Genomic DNA, 18,565 nt, shown 5'->3' on the forward strand with positions numbered 1-18,565 from the left:
GAGCAGGCTCGCTTCCGCAAGGCTGACTGACTTCAGCTTTTCTGCACCCAACGCTCGCGACGCCAGATCTGCTGCTCGGATTGGGTCTTGAAGGTCCAGGCCACGAAGCGGCTCTGCTTCTGCCCCTGGGACATTTCCACCACTTGGCTTTGCAGCACACCTGCTTTTTTCAGCGCAGTCTGGATGGCCGGCAGGTTCGAGGCTTTCGACACCAGGGTGCTGAACCACAACGCCTGCTGGCTGACCTGCGCACTCTCGGCGATCAGTTGTGTGACGAATCGCGCCTCGCCACCCTCGCACCACAATTCCGCCGCCTGGCCACCAAAGTTCAGCACCGGCAGTTTGCGCTTCGGATCGGCCTTGCCCAGTGCCCGCCATTTGCGCGTGCTGCCCTTGGTCGCTTCCTCCAGCGAGGCGTGGAATGGCGGGTTACACATGGTCAGGTCAAAACGTTCACCGGGTTCGAGCAACCCCAGCAGGATGTGCTTGGGATTGCTCTGCTGGCGCAACTGGATGGCCTTGTTCAGCCCATTGGATTGCACGATGGCTTTGGCGGAGGCCAGGGCTGTGGCGTCGATTTCCGAGCCGAGGAACTGCCAGCGATAGTCGCTATGTCCGATCAGCGGATACACGCAATTCGCGCCCATGCCCACGTCCAGCACCTTAACCGCCGCGCCACGCGGGATCACACCGTCGTTGCCTGCGGCCAGCAGATCGGCCAGGAAGTGCACGTAGTCGGCACGGCCCGGTACCGGTGGGCATAGATAATCGGCCGGAATGTCCCAATGGGCGATGCCATAGAACGACTTCAGTAGCGCGCGGTTGAACACGCGTACCGCGTCCGGGCTGGCGAAGTCGATGCTTTCCTTGCCATACGGGTTGATGATCACGAATTTCGCCAGTTCCGGCGTGGTTTTGATCAGCGCCGGGAAGTCGTAGCGACCTTGATGGCGATTGCGCGGATGCAGGCTGGCCTTCTCGCGCGGTTCCACGGCTTTGGCCGGGGTCGCGGACTCAGGCTTTTTGCGCGCAGGTTTCGGTGTACGGGGGGCGGTCATGGCGGTGGTCGATTCGGGTATGGCTAAAAGTGGCGGGTATTGTCCCACATCCTGTGGGAGCGAGCCTGCTCGCAAATGCGGTTTGTCATTGAGCATTGATGTTGGCTGACACTGCGTCTTCGCGAGCAGGCTCGCTTCCACAGGAGGTCAGGGGGGTGGACAATGTGGCATAAAAAAGGGAGGCCACATGGGCCTCCCTTTTTCATTGCGATTCGCCGTTACAGGCTGGCAATCCGCGCATGCTGCTCGGCCAGCTTGCCCAGCGCCTGTTCGGCTTCGGCCAGTTTGGCGCGTTCTTTCTCGATGACTTCGGCGGGTGCCTTGTCAACGAAACCGGCGTTGGACAGCTTGCCGCCGACGCGTTGTACTTCGCCTTGCAGGCGCTGGATTTCCTTGTCCAGACGCGCCAGCTCGGCACCTTTGTCGATCAGGCCAGCCATGGGCACCAGCACTTCCATCTCGCCAACCAGGGCAGTGGCGGACAGCGGTGCTTCTTCGCCCGCAGCCAGTACGGTGATCGATTCCAGACGCGCCAGCTTCTTCAGCAAGGCTTCGTTCTCGGTCAGGCGACGCTGATCTTCAGTGCTGACATTTTTCAGGAACAACGGCAGCGGTTTGCCCGGCCCGATGTTCATCTCGCCACGGATGTTCCGCGTGCCGAGCATCAGGCCCTTGAGCCATTCGATGTCGTCTTCGGCCGCCTGATCGATGCGTGTTTCGTTGGCCACTGGCCAAGGTTGCAGCATGATCGTCTTGCCCTCGATACCGGCCAGCGGCGCGATGCGCTGCCAGATTTCTTCGGTGATGAACGGCATGAACGGGTGCGCCAGGCGCAGGGCCACTTCCATTACGCGAACCAGCGTGCGACGAGTGCCGCGCTGACGCTCGACCGGCGCGTTTTCATCCCACAGCACAGGTTTGGACAGTTCCAGGTACCAGTCGCAATACTGGTTCCAGATGAACTCGTACAGGGCTTGTGCCGCCAGGTCGAAACGGAACTGATCCAGCTGACGAGTCACTTCGGCTTCGGTGCGTTGCAGCTGCGAAATGATCCAGCGGTCAGCCAGTGACAGCTCAAAGGCCTCGCCGTTCTGGCCGCAGTCTTCGCCCTTGTCCAGCACGTAGCGCGCGGCGTTCCAGATCTTGTTGCAGAAGTTGCGATAGCCTTCAACGCGACCCATGTCGAACTTGATGTCGCGGCCGGTCGACGCCAGCGAGCAGAACGTGAAGCGCAGGGCGTCGGTGCCGTAGCTGGCGATGCCTTCGGCAAACTCTTCGCGGGTCTGCTTCTCGATTTTCTTTGCCAGTTTCGGCTGCATCATGCCGGAGGTGCGTTTCTGCACCAATTCTTCCAGCTCGATGCCGTCGATGATGTCCAGTGGGTCCAGGACGTTGCCCTTGGACTTGGACATCTTCTGGCCCTGGCCATCTCGCACCAGACCGTGAACATACACAGTCTTGAACGGAACCTGCGGCGTGCCGTCTTCGTTTTTCACCAGATGCATGGTGAGCATGATCATCCGGGCAACCCAGAAGAAAATGATATCGAAGCCAGTGACCAGCACGTCGGTGGAGTGGAATTTCTTCAGGAACTCGGTCTGTTCCGGCCAGCCGAGAGTGGAGAATGTCCACAGGCCCGAACTGAACCAGGTGTCGAGAACGTCGTTGTCCTGTTGCAGCGCCACGTCCGGGCCGAGGTTGTGCTTGGCACGCACTTCGGCTTCGTCGCGACCGACATAGACCTTGCCTGACTCGTCGTACCAGGCCGGGATCCGGTGGCCCCACCACAGCTGACGGCTGATGCACCAGTCCTGGATGTCGCGCATCCACGAGAAGTACATGTTTTCGTATTGCTTGGGCACAAACTGGATGCGGCCGTCTTCAACGGCGGCAATCGCAGGCTCGGCCAGCGGTTTGGTGGACACGTACCACTGGTCGGTCAGCCAAGGCTCGATGATGGTGCCTGAGCGATCGCCCTTCGGCACTTTCAGGCCGTGATCGTCGACGCTGACCAACAGGCCCGCAGCTTCGAACGCAGCGACGATCTGCTTGCGCGCTTCGAAGCGGTCAAGGCCGGCGTATTCGGCCGGGATCTTGCCGTCGATGGTTTCGTTCAGCGTACCGTCGAGGTTGAACACCTGGCAGGCCGGCAGGACTGCTGCGTTCTTGTCGAAGATGTTCAGCAGCGGCAGGTTGTGACGCTTGCCGACTTCGTAGTCGTTGAAATCGTGGGCCGGGGTGATTTTCACGCAGCCGGTGCCGAATTCAGGGTCGCAGTAATCGTCGGCGATGATCGGGATGCGGCGGCCAACCAGTGGCAGCTCGACAAATTTGCCGATCAGGGCTTTGTAGCGTTCGTCGTTCGGATTAACCGCGACGGCGGCGTCGCCGAGCATGGTTTCCGGGCGAGTGGTCGCGACGATCAGGAAGTCATTGCCTTCAGCGGTCTTGGCGCCGTCAGCCAGGGGATACTTGAGGTTCCACAGGAAACCTTTCTCATCGTGGTTTTCCACTTCGAGGTCGGAAATCGCCGTGTGCAACTTGGTATCCCAGTTGACCAGGCGCTTGCCTCGGTAGATCAGACCGTCTTCGTGCAGGCGTACAAACGCTTCTTTCACGGCTTCCGAGAGGCCGTCGTCCATGGTGAAGCGCTCACGGCTCCAGTCCACGGACGAGCCGAGGCGACGGATCTGACGGCTGATATTGCCGCCCGACTGGTCTTTCCACTCCCAGACTTTCTCGAGGAATTTTTCTCGGCCCAGATCGTGACGATTCTGGCCCTGGGCTTCCAGTTGACGCTCAACCAGCATTTGCGTCGCGATACCGGCGTGGTCAGTGCCTGGCTGCCACAAGGTGTTGCGACCCTGCATGCGGCGGAAACGGATCAGGGCGTCCATGATCGCGTTGTTGAAGCCATGACCCATGTGCAGGCTGCCGGTGACGTTCGGCGGCGGGATCATGATGGTGTAGGACTCGCCCGCGCCTTGCGGGGCGAAGTAATTCTCTGACTCCCAGGTGTTGTACCAGGAAGTTTCAATGGCGTGCGGCTGGTAGGTCTTATCCATGCGCGGCGGGACCCTATTGGCATTTATTCAGGAAAAGCCGGGAAGTATAGCGGGGATAAGCGGAGGCGCGTAGAGCGAGGTGACAATGGGCGGGGGAAAATTGTGGCAAATTGACCCACAGGGATAGATATCCCTGTGGGAGCGAGCCTGCTCGCCATGGCGATCTATCAGGCGATGCGATTCAAATCGTTATGCCGTGTTTCCTTCAGGCACAGCACCGCAATCAAACTCAGCACCGCCGCACCGGACACGTACCCGCCGACATAACTCAAGCCACCCAGTGCCACCAGTTTCTGCGCGAAGAAGGGCGCCGCGGAGGCCCCGACAATCCCACCCAGGTTGTAGGCGGCGGAGGCGCCGGTATATCGCACATGGGTCGGAAACAGTTCCGGCAGCAGTGCACCCATCGGCGCAAACGTCACGCCCATCAAAAAAAGCTCGATGCACAGGAACAGCGCCACACCCCAGGTCGAGCCCTGGGTCAGCAATGGCTCCATCAGGAAGCCCGACAGAATCGCCAGCACGCCACCGATGATCAGCACCGGTTTGCGTCCGTAGCGGTCACTGGCCCAGGCAGACAGCGGGGTGGCGGCAGCCATGAACAACACGGCAAAGCACAGCAGGCCGAGAAAGGTTTCGCGGCTGTAGCCAAGTGTCGCGACGCCATAACTCAGCGAGAACACGGTCGAGATGTAGAACAGCGCGTAGCACACCACCATGGAGCCAGCCCCCAGCAGCACTGGCATCCAGTATTGGCTGAACAGCTCGACCAGCGGGATCTTCACCCGTTCCTGGCGAGCGACGGCGTTGGCGAAAACCGGTGTTTCGTGAAGCTTGAGGCGCACGTACAGGCCGACCATCACCAGCGCAGCACTGAGCAAGAACGGAATCCGCCAGCCCCACGAACGGAACTGTTCGTCGTCCAGTGCCACGGCCAGCGTGAGAAACAGGCCGTTCGCCGCGAGAAAGCCAATGGACGGGCCGAGTTGCGGGAACATGCCGAACCAGGCGCGCTTGCCCTTCGGCGCGTTCTCCGTGGCCAGCAGCGCCGCGCCGCCCCATTCGCCGCCCAGCCCCAGGCCTTGGCCGAAACGCAGCACGCAGAGCAGGATCGGAGCCCAGGCGCCGATGCTGTCGTAACCGGGCAGCACGCCGATCAGCGTGGTGCATACGCCCATCAGCAGTAGCGAGGCCACGAGGGTGGATTTGCGGCCGATACGGTCGCCAAAGTGGCCAAACAGCGCCGAGCCCAGCGGTCGCGCCAGGAACGCGATGCCGAACGTAAGAAAAGCCGAAAGCATCTGCGCCGTGCCGGACGTCTGTGGAAAGAACACCGGGCCGATCACCAGTGCGGCGGCGGTGGCATAAACGTAGAAGTCGTAGAACTCGATGGCAGTGCCGATGAAGCTTGCGGTAGCCACGCGGGTGGCCGAGTTCGTCGGTTGCGCAGGTGTGGCGTCGTCGTAAGTCGTGCTGGTCGTCATGCGGTTATCCCTGACAGCCATGTGCCCCAGTGGAGCGAATTATTATGGTGGAGAACCCAGGGATGTGGGTGGAGGAACGGTCGCTGTTCGAGGTAGGAACAGTCGTCGGTCTGTTACGGATACGGCTGATGGTCAGGCCGGGACCAGAGAGGTGCGGGTATGCACCGGGTCGGCGAGGCTTGGGTAAGCGCCTGAATTATAGGAAGGTGGCTAACGATTCAACAAGAGGCGAAAACGCGCTTAATTGACGGCGGCCGCGACGGGGGCTGGGCCGGTGTGCCAGATCAGTACCCGGGTGACGCGATTGTCTTCGGTCTCAAGAATTTCCAGGCGATAACGACCAATCTTCAGGCATACCGCGCTGTCTGGAATGGTTTCCAGCGCCTCGGTCACCAGGCCGTTGAGGGTTTTCGGGCCATCGCTGGGCAGGTGCCAGCCGAGGCTCTTGTTGAGGTCGCGAATCGACGCCGCACCATCAATCACCAGGCGGCCATCGGCCTGGGGGTGGATGTGCGGGTTGTTCAGGCTTTGTTGGCTTTCGAACTCGCCGACGATTTCTTCGAGAATGTCTTCCAGGGTCACGATACCGAGCACTTCACCGTACTCGTCGACGACCATGCCCAGGCGGCGCTGCTGTTTGTGGAAGTTCAGCAGTTGCAGTTGCAGCGGGGTGCTTTCAGGTACGAAGTACGGTTCGCGACTGCCCTCCATCAGCGCTTCCAGTGTCAGGCTGCCGTCATCCAGCAGGTGGCCGATTTGCCGGGTGTTGAGGACGGCTTCAACCTGATTGATATCACTGTGAAACACCGGCAGGCGCGTGCGGGTGTTTTTGCGCAGTTGTTCGATGATGTCCTCGATCGGGTCATCGAGGTTGATCCCGTCGACTTCGCTGCGCGGTACCAGAATGTCGTTGACCGTGATGTTGTCCAGCGCATGGATGCCGGGCAGGGGATGTGTACGCTGGACGGCAGGTTCGCGATCGTCGTGCTGGGCTTGTTGTGCTTCGTCTTCGCTCTGTTGTACGACATTGGCTTTGCGGGCGAACGGGCGGATCAGCAGTTGGCTGATGGCATTGAGCAGCCAGGCCGCCGGATAAACGATAGTCAGCGGTACGCGCAGCAAGCTGTTGCCAAAGGCGAGGATTGCATCCGGATGGCGGACGGCGAGGGTGCGCGGCAAATAGTCGGTGAGCACCAGCAGGATGGCGCCCGCGCCCAGGCAGGCGGCCCACGGACCGTTTTCCGCCCAGGTGAAAATTGCCAGCAAGGTGCAAATCACCACCACCAGTGCGCGACACAGGGTGTTGCAAAAGATCAGGCTGTCGAGCGGGAAGTTCAGTCTGGCCAGCGGCTTGTCGCTTGAGCGCGAAGCGATGCGCTTGGCCAGTAAATGTTGATGAGCGGCTTCAATGGCGGAAAACAGTCCCGACCATAAAATCAGCAGGGCCACTACAGCGAGCATCGGCCCTAAGGGCAAGTCGTCCATTAATGCCGCTCGTCAGATGTGCAGGATGTATTCACGGACCAGCTTGCTGCCGAAATACGCCAGCATCAGCAGGCAGAATCCGGCGAGGGTCCAGCGAATGGCCTTGTGTCCGCGCCAGCCGAGGCGGTTGCGGCCCCAGAGCAGTACGCTGAAGACGATCCAGGCCAGACAGGCCAGCAGGGTCTTGTGCACCAGATGCTGTGCGAACAGATTCTCGACGAACAGCCACCCGGAAATCAGTGACATCGACAGCAGGGTCCAACCGGCCCAGAGGAAACCGAAGAGCAGGCTTTCCATGGTTTGCAGCGGCGGGAAGTTCTTGATCAGCCCCGACGGATGCTTGTGCTTGAGCTGATGGTCCTGGACCAGCAGCAGCAGTGACTGGAACACCGCAATGGTGAACATCCCGTAGGCGAGGATCGACAGCAGGATATGGGCAAGAATGCCCGGCTCTTCGTCGATGATTTGCACCGTGCCGGCGGGGGCGAACTGCGCCAGTAGCACTGTCAATGCGCCGAGGGGAAACAACAGAACCAGCAGGTTCTCCACCGGGATGCGCGAGCAGGCCAGCAGGGTCAGGGCGATGACCGCGGCGGCAATCAGGCTGGCGGCACTGAAAAAGTCCAGGCCCAGGCCGATCGGAGTCAGCAGGTGGGTTACCAGACTGGCGCTATGGGCCAGCACCGCAAGCACGCCGAGCGTGACCAGCAGGCGCTTGTTGGCCTTGGCGCAGTTGGCCAGGCGAGTGCCTTGATAGATAGTCGCAGCGGCATATAAACAAGCGGCGGCGAGGGTGGTAAGCAAACTGGGTGACAAGGGGAGCATAAATCCTGTTAGGCAAGCCCGAAAGGCGCTGAGTTTGGCATAGAACCCACACGGCACGAAAGACCAGGCAAGCTGACGGCGAGGTGTCCGCCAGACGCAGTCTTCGCTATAATCCGCGACCTGCCCACGCCGCAGGCTCGCCGAGCACAGTTATAGTCCGGTCCGGGCCGCCATTATCCCGGTCTACACAGGGCCTGAAAGGATCGCGCAATGTTTGAAAACTTAACCGACCGTCTCTCGCAGACGCTGCGCCATGTCACCGGCAAAGCCAAGCTGACCGAAGACAACATCAAAGATACCCTGCGCGAAGTGCGCATGGCGCTGCTCGAAGCCGACGTCGCCCTGCCGGTGGTCAAGGACTTCGTCAATTCGGTCAAGGAGCGCGCTGTCGGCACCGAGGTGTCGCGCAGCCTGACGCCGGGCCAGGCCTTTGTGAAAATCGTCCAGGCCGAACTCGAAAGCCTGATGGGCGCAGCCAACGAAGATTTGAACCTGAGCGCCGTGCCGCCAGCGGTCATCCTGATGGCCGGTTTGCAGGGCGCGGGTAAAACCACCACTGCCGGCAAACTTGCGCGCTTCCTTAAAGAACGCAAGAAGAAGTCGGTGATGGTCGTGTCCGCGGACGTTTACCGTCCAGCGGCGATCAAACAGCTGGAAATGCTCGCCGGTGAAGTGGGTGTGACCTTCTTCCCCTCCGACCTGAGCCAGAAGCCGGTCGAGATCGCGCAAGCGGCTATTAAGGAAGCAAAACTCAAATTCATCGACGTGGTCATCGTCGATACCGCGGGTCGCCTGCACATCGATGAAGAGATGATGGGCGAGATCAAGGCGCTGCATGCCGCGATCAATCCGGTAGAAACCTTGTTCGTGGTCGACGCCATGACCGGCCAGGACGCCGCCAACACGGCCAAGGCCTTTGGTGATGCGCTGCCGCTGACGGGTGTGATCCTGACCAAGGTCGACGGCGACGCCCGTGGCGGTGCCGCGCTGTCGGTTCGTGCCATCACCGGCAAGCCGATCAAGTTCATCGGTATGGGCGAGAAGAGCGAAGCGCTCGATCCGTTCCACCCTGAGCGTATTGCTTCGCGCATCCTCGGCATGGGTGACGTGCTCAGCCTGATCGAGCAGGCGGAAGCGACCCTCGACAAGGACAAGGCCGACAAACTGGCCAAGAAGCTGAAGAAGGGCAAGGGCTTCGACCTCGAAGACTTCCGCGATCAGCTGCAACAAATGAAGAACATGGGCGGCCTCGGCGGGCTCATGGACAAGCTGCCTAACATGGGCGGTGTGAACCTGGCGCAGATGGGCAACGCCCAGAATGCGGCAGAGAAGCAGTTCAAGCAGATGGAAGCCATCATCAATTCCATGACCCCGGCCGAGCGCCGTGACCCTGAGCTGATCAGTGGTTCGCGCAAGCGCCGTATCGCCATGGGTTCCGGCACTCAGGTGCAGGACATTGGTCGCTTGATCAAGCAGCACAAGCAGATGCAGAAAATGATGAAGAAATTCTCCGCGAAAGGCGGAATGGCCAAGATGATGCGCGGCATGGGCGGTATGTTGCCCGGCGGCGGCATGCCAAAAATGTAAAGAATCCGCGCCGACCATCAGGTCGGCGCAAACCCGCACGGACGTGGGATTCACAGCAAACCCGCACTTGGCGGGAGCTGACCGGCCGTTTTCAACGACGGCTCTATAGCAAATCTGGATGGCGTCCGATAGGCCGCCGGAAAAAGTCATTTGCAAAAGTCCGGATATTCCTTAGAATATGCGGCCTTTCGGGCACCCATGCCCGCTGTGCCTTTAGATTTGCAGCACCGACTACAGGAACGATGTTCACATGCTAACAATCCGTCTTGCCCTTGGCGGCTCCAAAAAGCGCCCGTTTTACCACTTGACCGTAACCGACAGCCGCAACCCGCGCGACGGTTCGCACAAGGAACAGGTTGGTTTCTTCAACCCGGTTGCTCGTGGTCAAGAAGTTCGTCTGTCCGTGAACCAAGAGCGCGTAGCCTACTGGCTGAGCGTTGGTGCACAACCTTCTGAGCGCGTTGCTCAGTTGTTGAAGGAATCTGCTAAGGCTGCGGCCTGAGCAATATGAACGCGACGCCAGCTGTTGCTGATGATTTGATCGTTATCGGCAAGATTTATTCTGTTCACGGCGTTCGCGGCGAAGTGAAGGTCTATTCCTTTACTGATCCGATTAAGAACCTGCTGGATTACAAAACCTGGACGCTCAAGCGTGACGGCAATGTAAAGCAGGTAGAGCTGGTCAGCGGACGCGGGAACGACAAGTTCCTGGTCGCAAAGCTCAAGGGTCTCGATGATCGTGAAGAAGCTCGTCTTCTGGCCGGTTATGAGATCTGCGTGCCGCGCAACCTGTTCCCTGAACTGACCGACGGCGAGTACTACTGGTACCAGCTGGAAGGTCTCAAGGTCATCGACACCCTCGGGCAACTGTTCGGGAAGATCGATCACCTGCTGGAGACCGGCTCGAATGATGTAATGGTGGTCAAGCCTTGCGCTGGCAGCCTGGATGATCGCGAACGCCTGTTGCCCTATACCGAGCAATGCGTGTTGGCCATCGACCTGGCAGCAGGCGAGATGAAGGTGGATTGGGACGCGGACTTCTAAGCGTGGCGAACTTGCGCGTAGAAGTGATCAGTTTGTTTCCCGAGATGTTCTCCGCCATCAGCGAGTACGGCATCACCAGTCGGGCGGTGAAACAGGGGCTGTTGCAGCTCACCTGTTGGAACCCGCGAGACTACACGACGGATCGACATCACACTGTGGATGATCGCCCATTTGGCGGTGGTCCGGGCATGGTGATGAAGATCAAGCCCCTGGAAGATGCTCTGGTTCAGGCCAAGGCAGCCGCCGGGGAGGGCGCGAAGGTGATTTACCTGTCGCCCCAAGGCCGTCAACTGACTCAGTCGGCGGTGCGCGAGTTGGCGAATCTGGATGCATTGATCCTGATTGCCGGCCGCTATGAAGGCATTGACGAGCGTTTTATTGATGCTCATGTCGATGAAGAGTGGTCGATTGGCGACTATGTACTGTCTGGCGGCGAGCTGCCGGCGATGGTCCTGATCGATGCGGTTACACGACTGCTGCCTGGAGCTTTAGGGCATGCGGACTCCGCCGAGGAAGATTCCTTTACGGATGGTTTGCTGGATTGCCCGCACTACACCCGACCGGAGGTGTATGCGGATCAGCGTGTTCCCGACGTATTGCTAAGTGGCAATCACGCGCACATCCGGCGTTGGCGTTTACAGCAGTCCCTTGGTCGGACCTTTGAACGACGCGCCGATCTTCTGGAAAGCCGCTCGCTTTCTGGAGAAGAGAAGAAGCTGCTCGAGGAATACATCCGCGAGCGGGACGATAGTTAACAACGTATCGATGGTAGATCCGACGATTTACCTTAGGAGCACAGCATGACTAACAAAATCATCCTTGCACTCGAAGCAGAGCAGATGACCAAAGAGATCCCTACCTTTGCCCCGGGCGACACCATTGTCGTTCAGGTGAAAGTGAAGGAAGGCGACCGTTCGCGTCTGCAAGCGTTCGAAGGTGTTGTTATCGCCAAGCGTAACCGCGGCGTAAACAGTGCATTCACCGTTCGTAAAATCTCCAACGGTGTTGGCGTAGAACGTACTTTCCAGACCTACAGCCCGCAAATCGACAGCATGGCCGTTAAACGTCGCGGTGACGTACGTAAAGCCAAGCTGTACTACCTGCGTGACCTGTCTGGTAAAGCAGCTCGCATCAAGGAAAAACTGGCTTAAGTCCAGCTTCCGATGCAGAAAAAAGCAGCCTGCGGGCTGCTTTTTTGTTGCCTGCGATTTATGCAGCGGCGCTTGCCTGCGGCTGAATCAACGCCAACAACGTCCACCCCGCCGAAGGTTTTACCGCGCTATCGGATGTCGCGACATGCACCCAGCCACTGTCATCGCGAGCAAACAGCAGTGTCGCACGCTCGCCATGCAACGCCTGATAATCCTCCCAGCCGAAGCCCTCGGTCAGGTGCGTGCTGTACAACTCGGCCCCCTGATGCAGCTGATTGGCCAGTTTGACGTAGGTTAACTCCTCATTGCCCAGCAAACGCCCGCGGTGTTCATGGCTGGCGCGGTGCTTGTCGGTGCGGCGGTTCTCTTGACCACTGGCCAGCCCGAACAAGCGTTGATGACCAAAGTCATGACGAAAGCGCATCGACGCCAGTGTGTTCAGTTCGCCGGATGGCGACAATGCGAGCAAATGCCCAAGCCCCACCAGGTCCAGGTGCGCATCGGCATGTTGAGAGGCCGGGTTGCCGAAATAGGTGGGCAAACCTTCCATGCGCGCCGCCCGGATGTTTTCCCAGCTCGAATCAGTCAACAGCACGCGGCTGCCCAGTTGTTGCAGCGCTTTGCCCAGCGTGCGCGCCGGGCCGTTGGCGCCGATGATGAGAAAGCCGCTAGGCGCCGGTTCAGCCACCTTTAACAGGCGCGCCAATGGACGCGCTGTGGCACTTTGCAGTACGACAGTGCCGATGATCACAGCGAAGGTCAGTGGCACCAGCAACAGTGCACTTTCGTGACCCGCTTCATGCAGGCGAATGGCAAAAATGGCCGATACCGCTGCCGCCACTATCCCGCGAGGTGCAATCCAGGCCAGCAATGCCCGTTCGCGCCAGTTCAGGCTTGAGCCCAGGGTGCTGAGCATCACGTTCAACGGTCGCGCGATGAATTGAATGATCAGCAGCAGAATCAGTACCAATGGCCCGAGACCGAGCATGGCATTCAGGTCAAGGCGCGCTGCCAGTAGTATGAACAGCCCGGAAATCAGCAGGACGCTGAGATTTTCCTTGAAGTGCAGGATGTGGCGCACATCCACGCCTTTCATATTGGCCAGCCACATGCCCATCAGGGTCACGGCCAGCAACCCGGATTCATGCGTCACCTCGTTCGAGGCTATGAAAATCCCCAGCACGGCGGCGAGCGCAGCCAGGTTATGCAGGTATTCCGGTAGCCACTGGCGACGAATCAGGGTGCCCAGCAGCCAACCACCAAAAATGCCGAACAGGCTGCCGCACAGGATCACGCCACCGAAAGTCAGCAGGCTTTGTTTGACACCGTGGCCTTCGGCACTGGCAATGATGAAGCTGTAGACGACCACTGCCAGCAGGGCGCCGATCGGGTCGATGACAATTCCTTCCCAGCGCAGGATGTTGGCAATCGAGGCTTTCGGGCGCACGACGCGCAGCATCGGTACGATCACGGTCGGACCGGTCACCAGGGTCAGGCTGCCGAACAGGATGGCCAGCATCCAGTCGAAATCCAGCAGCCAGTGAGTGGCCAGCGCAATGACCACCCATGTGGAAAGGGCGCCGAGGGTCACCAGGCGGTGGACGACGCTGCCAATTTCACGCCATTCGGATAGATGCAGGGTCAGGCTGCCTTCGAACAGGATCAGCGCGACCGCCAGGGACACCAATGGCATCAGCAACGGCCCGAACATCTCTTGCGGGTCGAGCAGATGCAGCACCGGGCCGACCAGGATGCCAGTCAGCAGCAGAAAAAGGATCGCCGGCAGTTTCAGGCGCCAGGCCAGCCATTGACAGAGCAGCGCCGCCGCACCGATTCCGCCAAACGCCAATAAGATCTGCTGTTCGCTCATTGCTGCTCCCTGTTCCTTGTCATGGCGGCCTATGAAAGACTAGCGGCCGTTTTCCTGTCCATTTTTTATTTTTTTGCGCTGCCCCAGGGCTGCGTGACTTGAGTGCCCATGCCTGCCATCGATCACCCATTGATAGACCAGTTCCTTGATGCCCTGTGGCTGGAGAAAGGCCTTTCCGATAATACCCGTGGGGCCTATCGCAGTGACCTCGCGCTGTTCAATGGCTGGTTGCAGGAGAAAGGACTGGAGCTGGTCAACGCCGGCCGCGAGTTGATCCTCGACCACCTCGCCTGGCGCCTGGAGCAAAACTACAAGCCTCGATCCACCGCACGATTTCTCTCCGGTGTGCGTGGCTTCTATCGTTATTTGCTGCGCGAAAAATTGATCGCGGTCGACCCGACATTGCGAATCGATATGCCTCAGCTCGGGCGGCCGTTGCCCAAATCCTTGTCGGAAGCCGATGTGGAAGCGCTGCTGAAGGCCCCCGATTTGAGCGAAGCCATCGGTCAGCGCGATCGCGCCATGCTCGAAGTGCTCTATGCCTGCGGCTTGCGTGTGACGGAGCTGATCAGCCTGACGCTGGAGCAGGTCAACCTGCGTCAGGGCGTGTTGCGAGTGATGGGCAAGGGCAGCAAGGAGCGGCTGGTGCCGATGGGCGAGGAGGCGATTGTCTGGGTCGAGCGCTACATGCGCGATGGCCGTGGCGAACTGCTCGGCGGGCGTCCCAGTGATGTGTTGTTTCCCAGCCTGCGCGGCGAGCAGATGACCCGTCAGACCTTCTGGCACCGGATCAAGCATCAGGCCAAAGTCGCGGGGATCGGCAAGTCGCTGTCGCCGCATACCTTGCGCCACGCGTTTGCCACGCACCTGCTCAACCACGGCGCGGATCTGCGGGTGGTGCAAATGCTGCTCGGTCATAGCGACTTGTCGACGACCCAGATCTATACCCACGTCGCCCGCGCACGCTTGCAGGATCTGCACGCCAAACACCACCCTCGCGGCTAAACAAAAACACCTGTGGGAGCGAGCCTGCTCGCGAGGAGGGAGTGTCAGCCAGCTTTCATTTAGCTGACACTGCGCATTCGCGAGCAGGCTCGCTCCCACAGGGAATGATCTTGTCCTGAAAGTCTTGCGACAGGCGCATTCGGCCACGCGAACCTTATGTGGTAGGCTTTGCCGGTTTGCACGATGGGCGGTTATGACCCGGTGTTTCGGCACGGGCGTTCTGATCGTCCCATTTGTCCGCCTTCAGGAGTTCTCATGCGTCTGACCCAGATTTTCGCCGCCGCAGCCATTGCGTTGGTCAGCACCTTTGCCGTCGCCGATGACGCGGCCGATAAAGCCATTCGTAAAAGTCTGGAAAACCTCCAGCTCGAAGTGCCGGTAGAAACCATTACCGCCAGCCCGCTGCCAGGCCTGTATGAAGTCAAACTCAAGGGCAGCCGCGTGCTGTATGCCAGCGCCGACGGCCAGTATGTCGTTCAGGGCTATATGTTCCAGCTCAAGGACGGCAAACCGGTCAACCTGACCGAGAAGACCGAACGCCTGGGCATCTCCAAACTGGTCAATGACATTCCAGTCGCTGAAACCGTGGTTTACCCGGCCATCGGTGAAACCAAATCGCACATCACCGTGTTCACCGACACCACGTGCCCGTACTGCCACAAGCTGCACGCCGAAATTCCGGAGCTGAACAAGCGCGGTATCGAAGTGCGTTACGTGGCGTTCCCGCGCCAGGGCCTGGGCTCGCCGGGTGACGAGCAATTGCAGGCGGTGTGGTGCTCCAAAGACAAGAAAGCGGCCATGGACAAAATGGTCGATGGCAAGGAAATCAAGGCTGCCAAGTGCGATAACCCGGTTTCCAGGCAGTTCGCCCTCGGCCAGTCGATTGGCGTGAACGGTACACCGGCCATCGTTTTGGCTGACGGTCAGCTCATTCCGGGCTACCAGCCTGCGCCACAAGTCGCCAAACTGGCGCTGAGTGCGAAGTAAATTTCACATCGTCACGGCCAGCCTTTGACGAGCATGTTCCGGCAGCAGCATCGCCGGGCCATTAATAGAGAGCCGCGAGCATGCGGCTGTTTTCACGGCCGGCCTTGAGTCGGCCGTTTTATGGGGAGTTCACAGTGAAACCGGTCAAAGTAGGCATCTGTGGGTTAGGGACCGTCGGTGGCGGTACCTTCAACGTACTTCAGCGCAACGCCGAGGAAATTGCTCGTCGTGCCGGGCGTGGGATCGAAGTGGCACAAATTGCCATGCGCACGCCAAAGCCTCAGTTCCAAACGACCGGTATTGCGATTACCAACGATGTCTTCGAAGTGGCCACGAACCCTGAGATCGACATCGTAATAGAGCTGGTAGGCGGCTACACCGTTGCCCGCGAGCTGGTACTCAAGGCCATCGAGAATGGCAAGCATGTGGTCACCGCGAACAAGGCGCTCATCGCCGTTCACGGTAATGAAATTTTCGCCAAGGCTCGCGAGAAGGGCGTGATTGTTGCGTTCGAAGCGGCTGTGGCGGGTGGCATTCCAGTCATCAAGGCAATTCGTGAAGGTTTGTCCGCCAACCGCATCAACTGGGTGGCCGGCATCATCAACGGCACCGGTAACTTCATCCTCACTGAAATGCGTGAGAAAGGCCGGACCTTTGAAGACGTGTTGGCTGAAGCGCAAGCCCTGGGCTATGCCGAAGCCGACCCGACTTTCGACGTTGAAGGCATCGACGCGGCACACAAGCTGACGATCCTGGCGTCGATTGCATTCGGTATCCCGCTGCAATTCGACAAGGCTTACACCGAAGGCATCACCAAACTGACCACCGCCGACGTCAACTACGCCGAAGCGCTGGGCTACCGTATCAAGCACCTGGGCGTGGCGCGCAGCACTGCTTCCGGTATCGAGTTGCGCGTGCACCCGACGCTGATCCCGGCCGATCGCCTGATCGCCAACGTCAACGGCGTGATGAACGCGGTCATGGTCAACGGCGACGCTGCCGGTTCGACCCTGTTCTACGGCGCCGGTGCCGGCATGGAGCCGACCGCTTCGTCGGTGATCGCTGACCTGGTGGACGTGGTTCGCGCCATGACCTCCGACCCGGAAAACCGCGTACCGCACCTGGCCTTCCAGCCGGATTCGTTGTCCGCGCACCCGATCCTGCCGATCGAAGCCTGCGAAAGCTCTTACTACTTGCGCATCCAGGCCAAGGACCATCCGGGCGTATTGGCCCAGGTGGCGAGCATCCTGTCGGAGCGCGGCATCAACATCGAATCGATCATGCAAAAGGAAGTCGAAGAACACGACGGCCTGGTGCCGATGATCCTGCTGACCCACCGCGTGGTGGAGCAGCGCATCAACGACGCCATCGCAGCTTTGGAAGCCTTGGCAGGTGTGGTCGGTCCGGTTGTACGGATCCGTGTCGAGCACCTGAACTAAGCCGTTATCGTTGACCGGGTTCGCTTGCGGGCCCGGCACTACGAACACTGTCCATTGGAGTCAGTCATGCGTTACATCAGTACCCGCGGCCAGGCACCGGCCCTGAATTTCGAAGACGTCCTGCTGGCAGGTCTTGCCACCGACGGCGGTCTGTACGTCCCGGAAAACCTGCCACGTTTCACCCAGGAAGAAATCGCTTCCTGGGCCGGCCTGCCGTATCACGAGCTGGCTTTCCGGGTCATGCGCCCGTTCGTGACCGGCAGCATTCCCGATGCCGATTTCAAAAAGATCCTTGAAAAAACCTACGGCGTGTTCGCCCACAGCGCCGTCGCGCCGTTGCGTCAGTTGAACGGCAACGAATGGGTGCTGGAGCTGTTCCACGGCCCGACCCTGGCGTTCAAGGACTTCGCCCTGCAACTGCTCGGTCGCCTGCTCGATTACGTGCTGGAGAAGCGCGGCGAGCGCGTGGTAATCGTCGGTGCGACCTCCGGTGATACCGGTTCGGCCGCCATCGAAGGTTGCAAGCACTGCGAAAACGTCGACATCTTCATCCTGCACCCGCACAACCGTGTGTCCGAAGTGCAGCGTCGGCAGATGACCACGATCTTCGGTGAGAACATCCACAACATCGCCATCGAAGGCAACTTCGATGACTGCCAGGAAATGGTCAAGGCGAGCTTCGCTGACCAGGGCTTCCTCAAGGGCACGCGCCTGGTGGCGGTGAACTCGATCAACTGGGCGCGGATCATGGCCCAGATCGTTTACTACTTCCACGCAGCCCTGCAGTTGGGCGGCCCGGCGCGTTCGGTGTCATTCTCGGTGCCGACCGGCAACTTCGGCGACATCTTCGCCGGTTACCTGGCGCGCAACATGGGCCTGCCGATCAATCAGTTGATCGTCGCCACCAACCGCAACGACATCCTGCACCGCTTCATGAGCGGCAACCAGTACGTCAAGGAAACCCTGCACGCGACGCTGTCGCCGTCGATGGACATCATGGTCTCGTCGAACTTCGAACGCCTGCTGTTCGACCTGCACGGTCGCAATGGCGCGGCGATTGCCGGGCTGATGGACAGCTTCAAGCAAGGTGGTGGTTTCAGCGTCGAGCAAGAGCGCTGGACCGAAGCCCGTAAACTGTTCGACTCTCTGGCCGTGGATGACGCACAAACCTGCGAAACCATTGCCGAAGTCTACGAGCAGACCGGCGAGGTGCTGGACCCGCATACCGCGATCGGTGTCAAGGCCGCGCGCGAATGCCGACGCAGCCTGGATATCCCGATGGTGATCCTCGGCACAGCGCACCCGGTCAAATTCCCGGACGCGGTGGAGAAAGCCGGTGTAGGAAAAGCGCTGGAACTCCCTGTACATCTTTCTGATTTGTTTGAGAGAGACGAGCGTTGCACCGTGTTGCCGAACGACCTGAAAGCCGTGCAGGCCTTTGTCAGCCAGCATGGCAATCGCGGTAAGCCTTTGTAACTGGCAAAACCTGTCACACAAGAAAGCCCGTCTCCTGACGGGCTTTCTTGTTTTTGCATGCCACACTGGCCGGTAAATCGCCTTTATTG

The 18,565-nt window shown here is 59.7% G+C and carries 15 protein-coding genes; 9 read left to right on the forward strand and 6 right to left on the reverse strand.

All coding sequences use genetic code 11. From position 1 onward, the window contains the following. Nucleotides 1-32 precede the first annotated feature (32 nt). The 5 genes from rlmF to M5G20_RS19645 all read right to left on the reverse strand — a co-directional run bounded on the left by rlmF (nucleotide 33) and on the right by M5G20_RS19645 (nucleotide 7,917). Complete coding sequence (rlmF, locus tag M5G20_RS19625; RefSeq protein ID WP_273920414.1) at nucleotides 33-1,058, reverse strand: 23S rRNA (adenine(1618)-N(6))-methyltransferase RlmF; 1,026 nt, start codon at nucleotides 1,056-1,058, stop codon at nucleotides 33-35. A 218-nt stretch (nucleotides 1,059-1,276) separates the two neighbouring features. Beyond that, on the reverse strand, nucleotides 1,277-4,123 hold the full coding sequence (locus M5G20_RS19630; protein WP_273920415.1) for a valine--tRNA ligase: 2,847 nt from the start codon (nucleotides 4,121-4,123) through the stop codon (nucleotides 1,277-1,279). A gap of 167 nt (nucleotides 4,124-4,290) precedes the next feature. Beyond that, the gene (locus M5G20_RS19635; protein WP_273920416.1) at nucleotides 4,291-5,607 is read right to left on the reverse strand and encodes an MFS transporter; all 1,317 of its coding nucleotides are present in this window, start codon (nucleotides 5,605-5,607) and stop codon (nucleotides 4,291-4,293) included. Between the two features lie 240 nt (nucleotides 5,608-5,847). Continuing rightward, nucleotides 5,848-7,092, reverse strand: a complete 1,245-nt coding sequence (locus M5G20_RS19640; protein ID WP_273920417.1) for a transporter associated domain-containing protein — start codon at nucleotides 7,090-7,092, stop codon at nucleotides 5,848-5,850. Nucleotides 7,093-7,104: 12 nt separating this feature from the next. Then, nucleotides 7,105-7,917 carry a cytochrome C assembly family protein gene (locus tag M5G20_RS19645; protein ID WP_212626640.1) on the reverse strand — a complete coding sequence of 271 codons (813 nt, stop codon included), beginning with the start codon at nucleotides 7,915-7,917 and terminating at the stop codon, nucleotides 7,105-7,107. Nucleotides 7,918-8,127: 210 nt separating this feature from the next. Here M5G20_RS19645 and ffh point away from each other — a divergent pair, with 210 nt between their 5' ends. From ffh to rplS, 5 genes are all read left to right on the forward strand, one after another. Continuing rightward, the gene (ffh, locus tag M5G20_RS19650; RefSeq protein WP_075945558.1) at nucleotides 8,128-9,504 is read left to right on the forward strand and encodes a signal recognition particle protein; all 1,377 of its coding nucleotides are present in this window, start codon (nucleotides 8,128-8,130) and stop codon (nucleotides 9,502-9,504) included. A 250-nt stretch (nucleotides 9,505-9,754) separates the two neighbouring features. Continuing rightward, nucleotides 9,755-10,006, forward strand: a complete 252-nt coding sequence (gene rpsP, locus M5G20_RS19655) for a 30S ribosomal protein S16 (protein WP_003198088.1) — start codon at nucleotides 9,755-9,757, stop codon at nucleotides 10,004-10,006. Nucleotides 10,007-10,011: 5 nt separating this feature from the next. Then, on the forward strand, nucleotides 10,012-10,548 hold the full coding sequence (gene rimM / locus M5G20_RS19660) for a ribosome maturation factor RimM (RefSeq protein WP_034149001.1): 537 nt from the start codon (nucleotides 10,012-10,014) through the stop codon (nucleotides 10,546-10,548). Between the two features lie 2 nt (nucleotides 10,549-10,550). Beyond that, nucleotides 10,551-11,303 (forward strand): tRNA (guanosine(37)-N1)-methyltransferase TrmD, encoded by a 753-nt coding sequence (gene trmD, locus M5G20_RS19665; RefSeq protein ID WP_150733803.1) that lies wholly within the window; start codon nucleotides 10,551-10,553, stop codon nucleotides 11,301-11,303. 45 nt (nucleotides 11,304-11,348) lie between these two features. After that, nucleotides 11,349-11,699 carry a 50S ribosomal protein L19 gene (gene rplS, locus M5G20_RS19670; protein WP_003175895.1) on the forward strand — a complete coding sequence of 117 codons (351 nt, stop codon included), beginning with the start codon at nucleotides 11,349-11,351 and terminating at the stop codon, nucleotides 11,697-11,699. Nucleotides 11,700-11,757: 58 nt separating this feature from the next. Here rplS and M5G20_RS19675 read toward each other — a convergent pair whose 3' ends face one another. Next, the gene (locus M5G20_RS19675) at nucleotides 11,758-13,569 is read right to left on the reverse strand and encodes a cation:proton antiporter (protein ID WP_273920419.1); all 1,812 of its coding nucleotides are present in this window, start codon (nucleotides 13,567-13,569) and stop codon (nucleotides 11,758-11,760) included. 108 nt (nucleotides 13,570-13,677) lie between these two features. On the opposite strand from M5G20_RS19675, the gene xerD reads away from it, so the two are divergent. From xerD to thrC, 4 genes are all read left to right on the forward strand, one after another. Next, the gene (gene xerD, locus M5G20_RS19680; RefSeq protein ID WP_273920421.1) at nucleotides 13,678-14,574 is read left to right on the forward strand and encodes a site-specific tyrosine recombinase XerD; all 897 of its coding nucleotides are present in this window, start codon (nucleotides 13,678-13,680) and stop codon (nucleotides 14,572-14,574) included. Nucleotides 14,575-14,829: 255 nt separating this feature from the next. Continuing rightward, nucleotides 14,830-15,561: a DsbC family protein gene (locus tag M5G20_RS19685; protein ID WP_273920422.1), complete on the forward strand. Its 732-nt coding sequence runs from the start codon at nucleotides 14,830-14,832 to the stop codon at nucleotides 15,559-15,561. A 134-nt stretch (nucleotides 15,562-15,695) separates the two neighbouring features. Then, complete coding sequence (locus M5G20_RS19690; RefSeq protein WP_150733799.1) at nucleotides 15,696-17,000, forward strand: homoserine dehydrogenase; 1,305 nt, start codon at nucleotides 15,696-15,698, stop codon at nucleotides 16,998-17,000. 66 nt (nucleotides 17,001-17,066) lie between these two features. After that, complete coding sequence (thrC, locus tag M5G20_RS19695; protein WP_273920423.1) at nucleotides 17,067-18,476, forward strand: threonine synthase; 1,410 nt, start codon at nucleotides 17,067-17,069, stop codon at nucleotides 18,474-18,476. The last annotated feature ends 89 nt before the right edge of the window (nucleotides 18,477-18,565 follow it).

It is taken from the genome of Pseudomonas sp. TNT2022 ID1044 (genome assembly GCF_028656895.1).
GTDB classification, from domain to species: Bacteria; Pseudomonadota; Gammaproteobacteria; order Pseudomonadales; family Pseudomonadaceae; genus Aquipseudomonas; species Aquipseudomonas reinekei.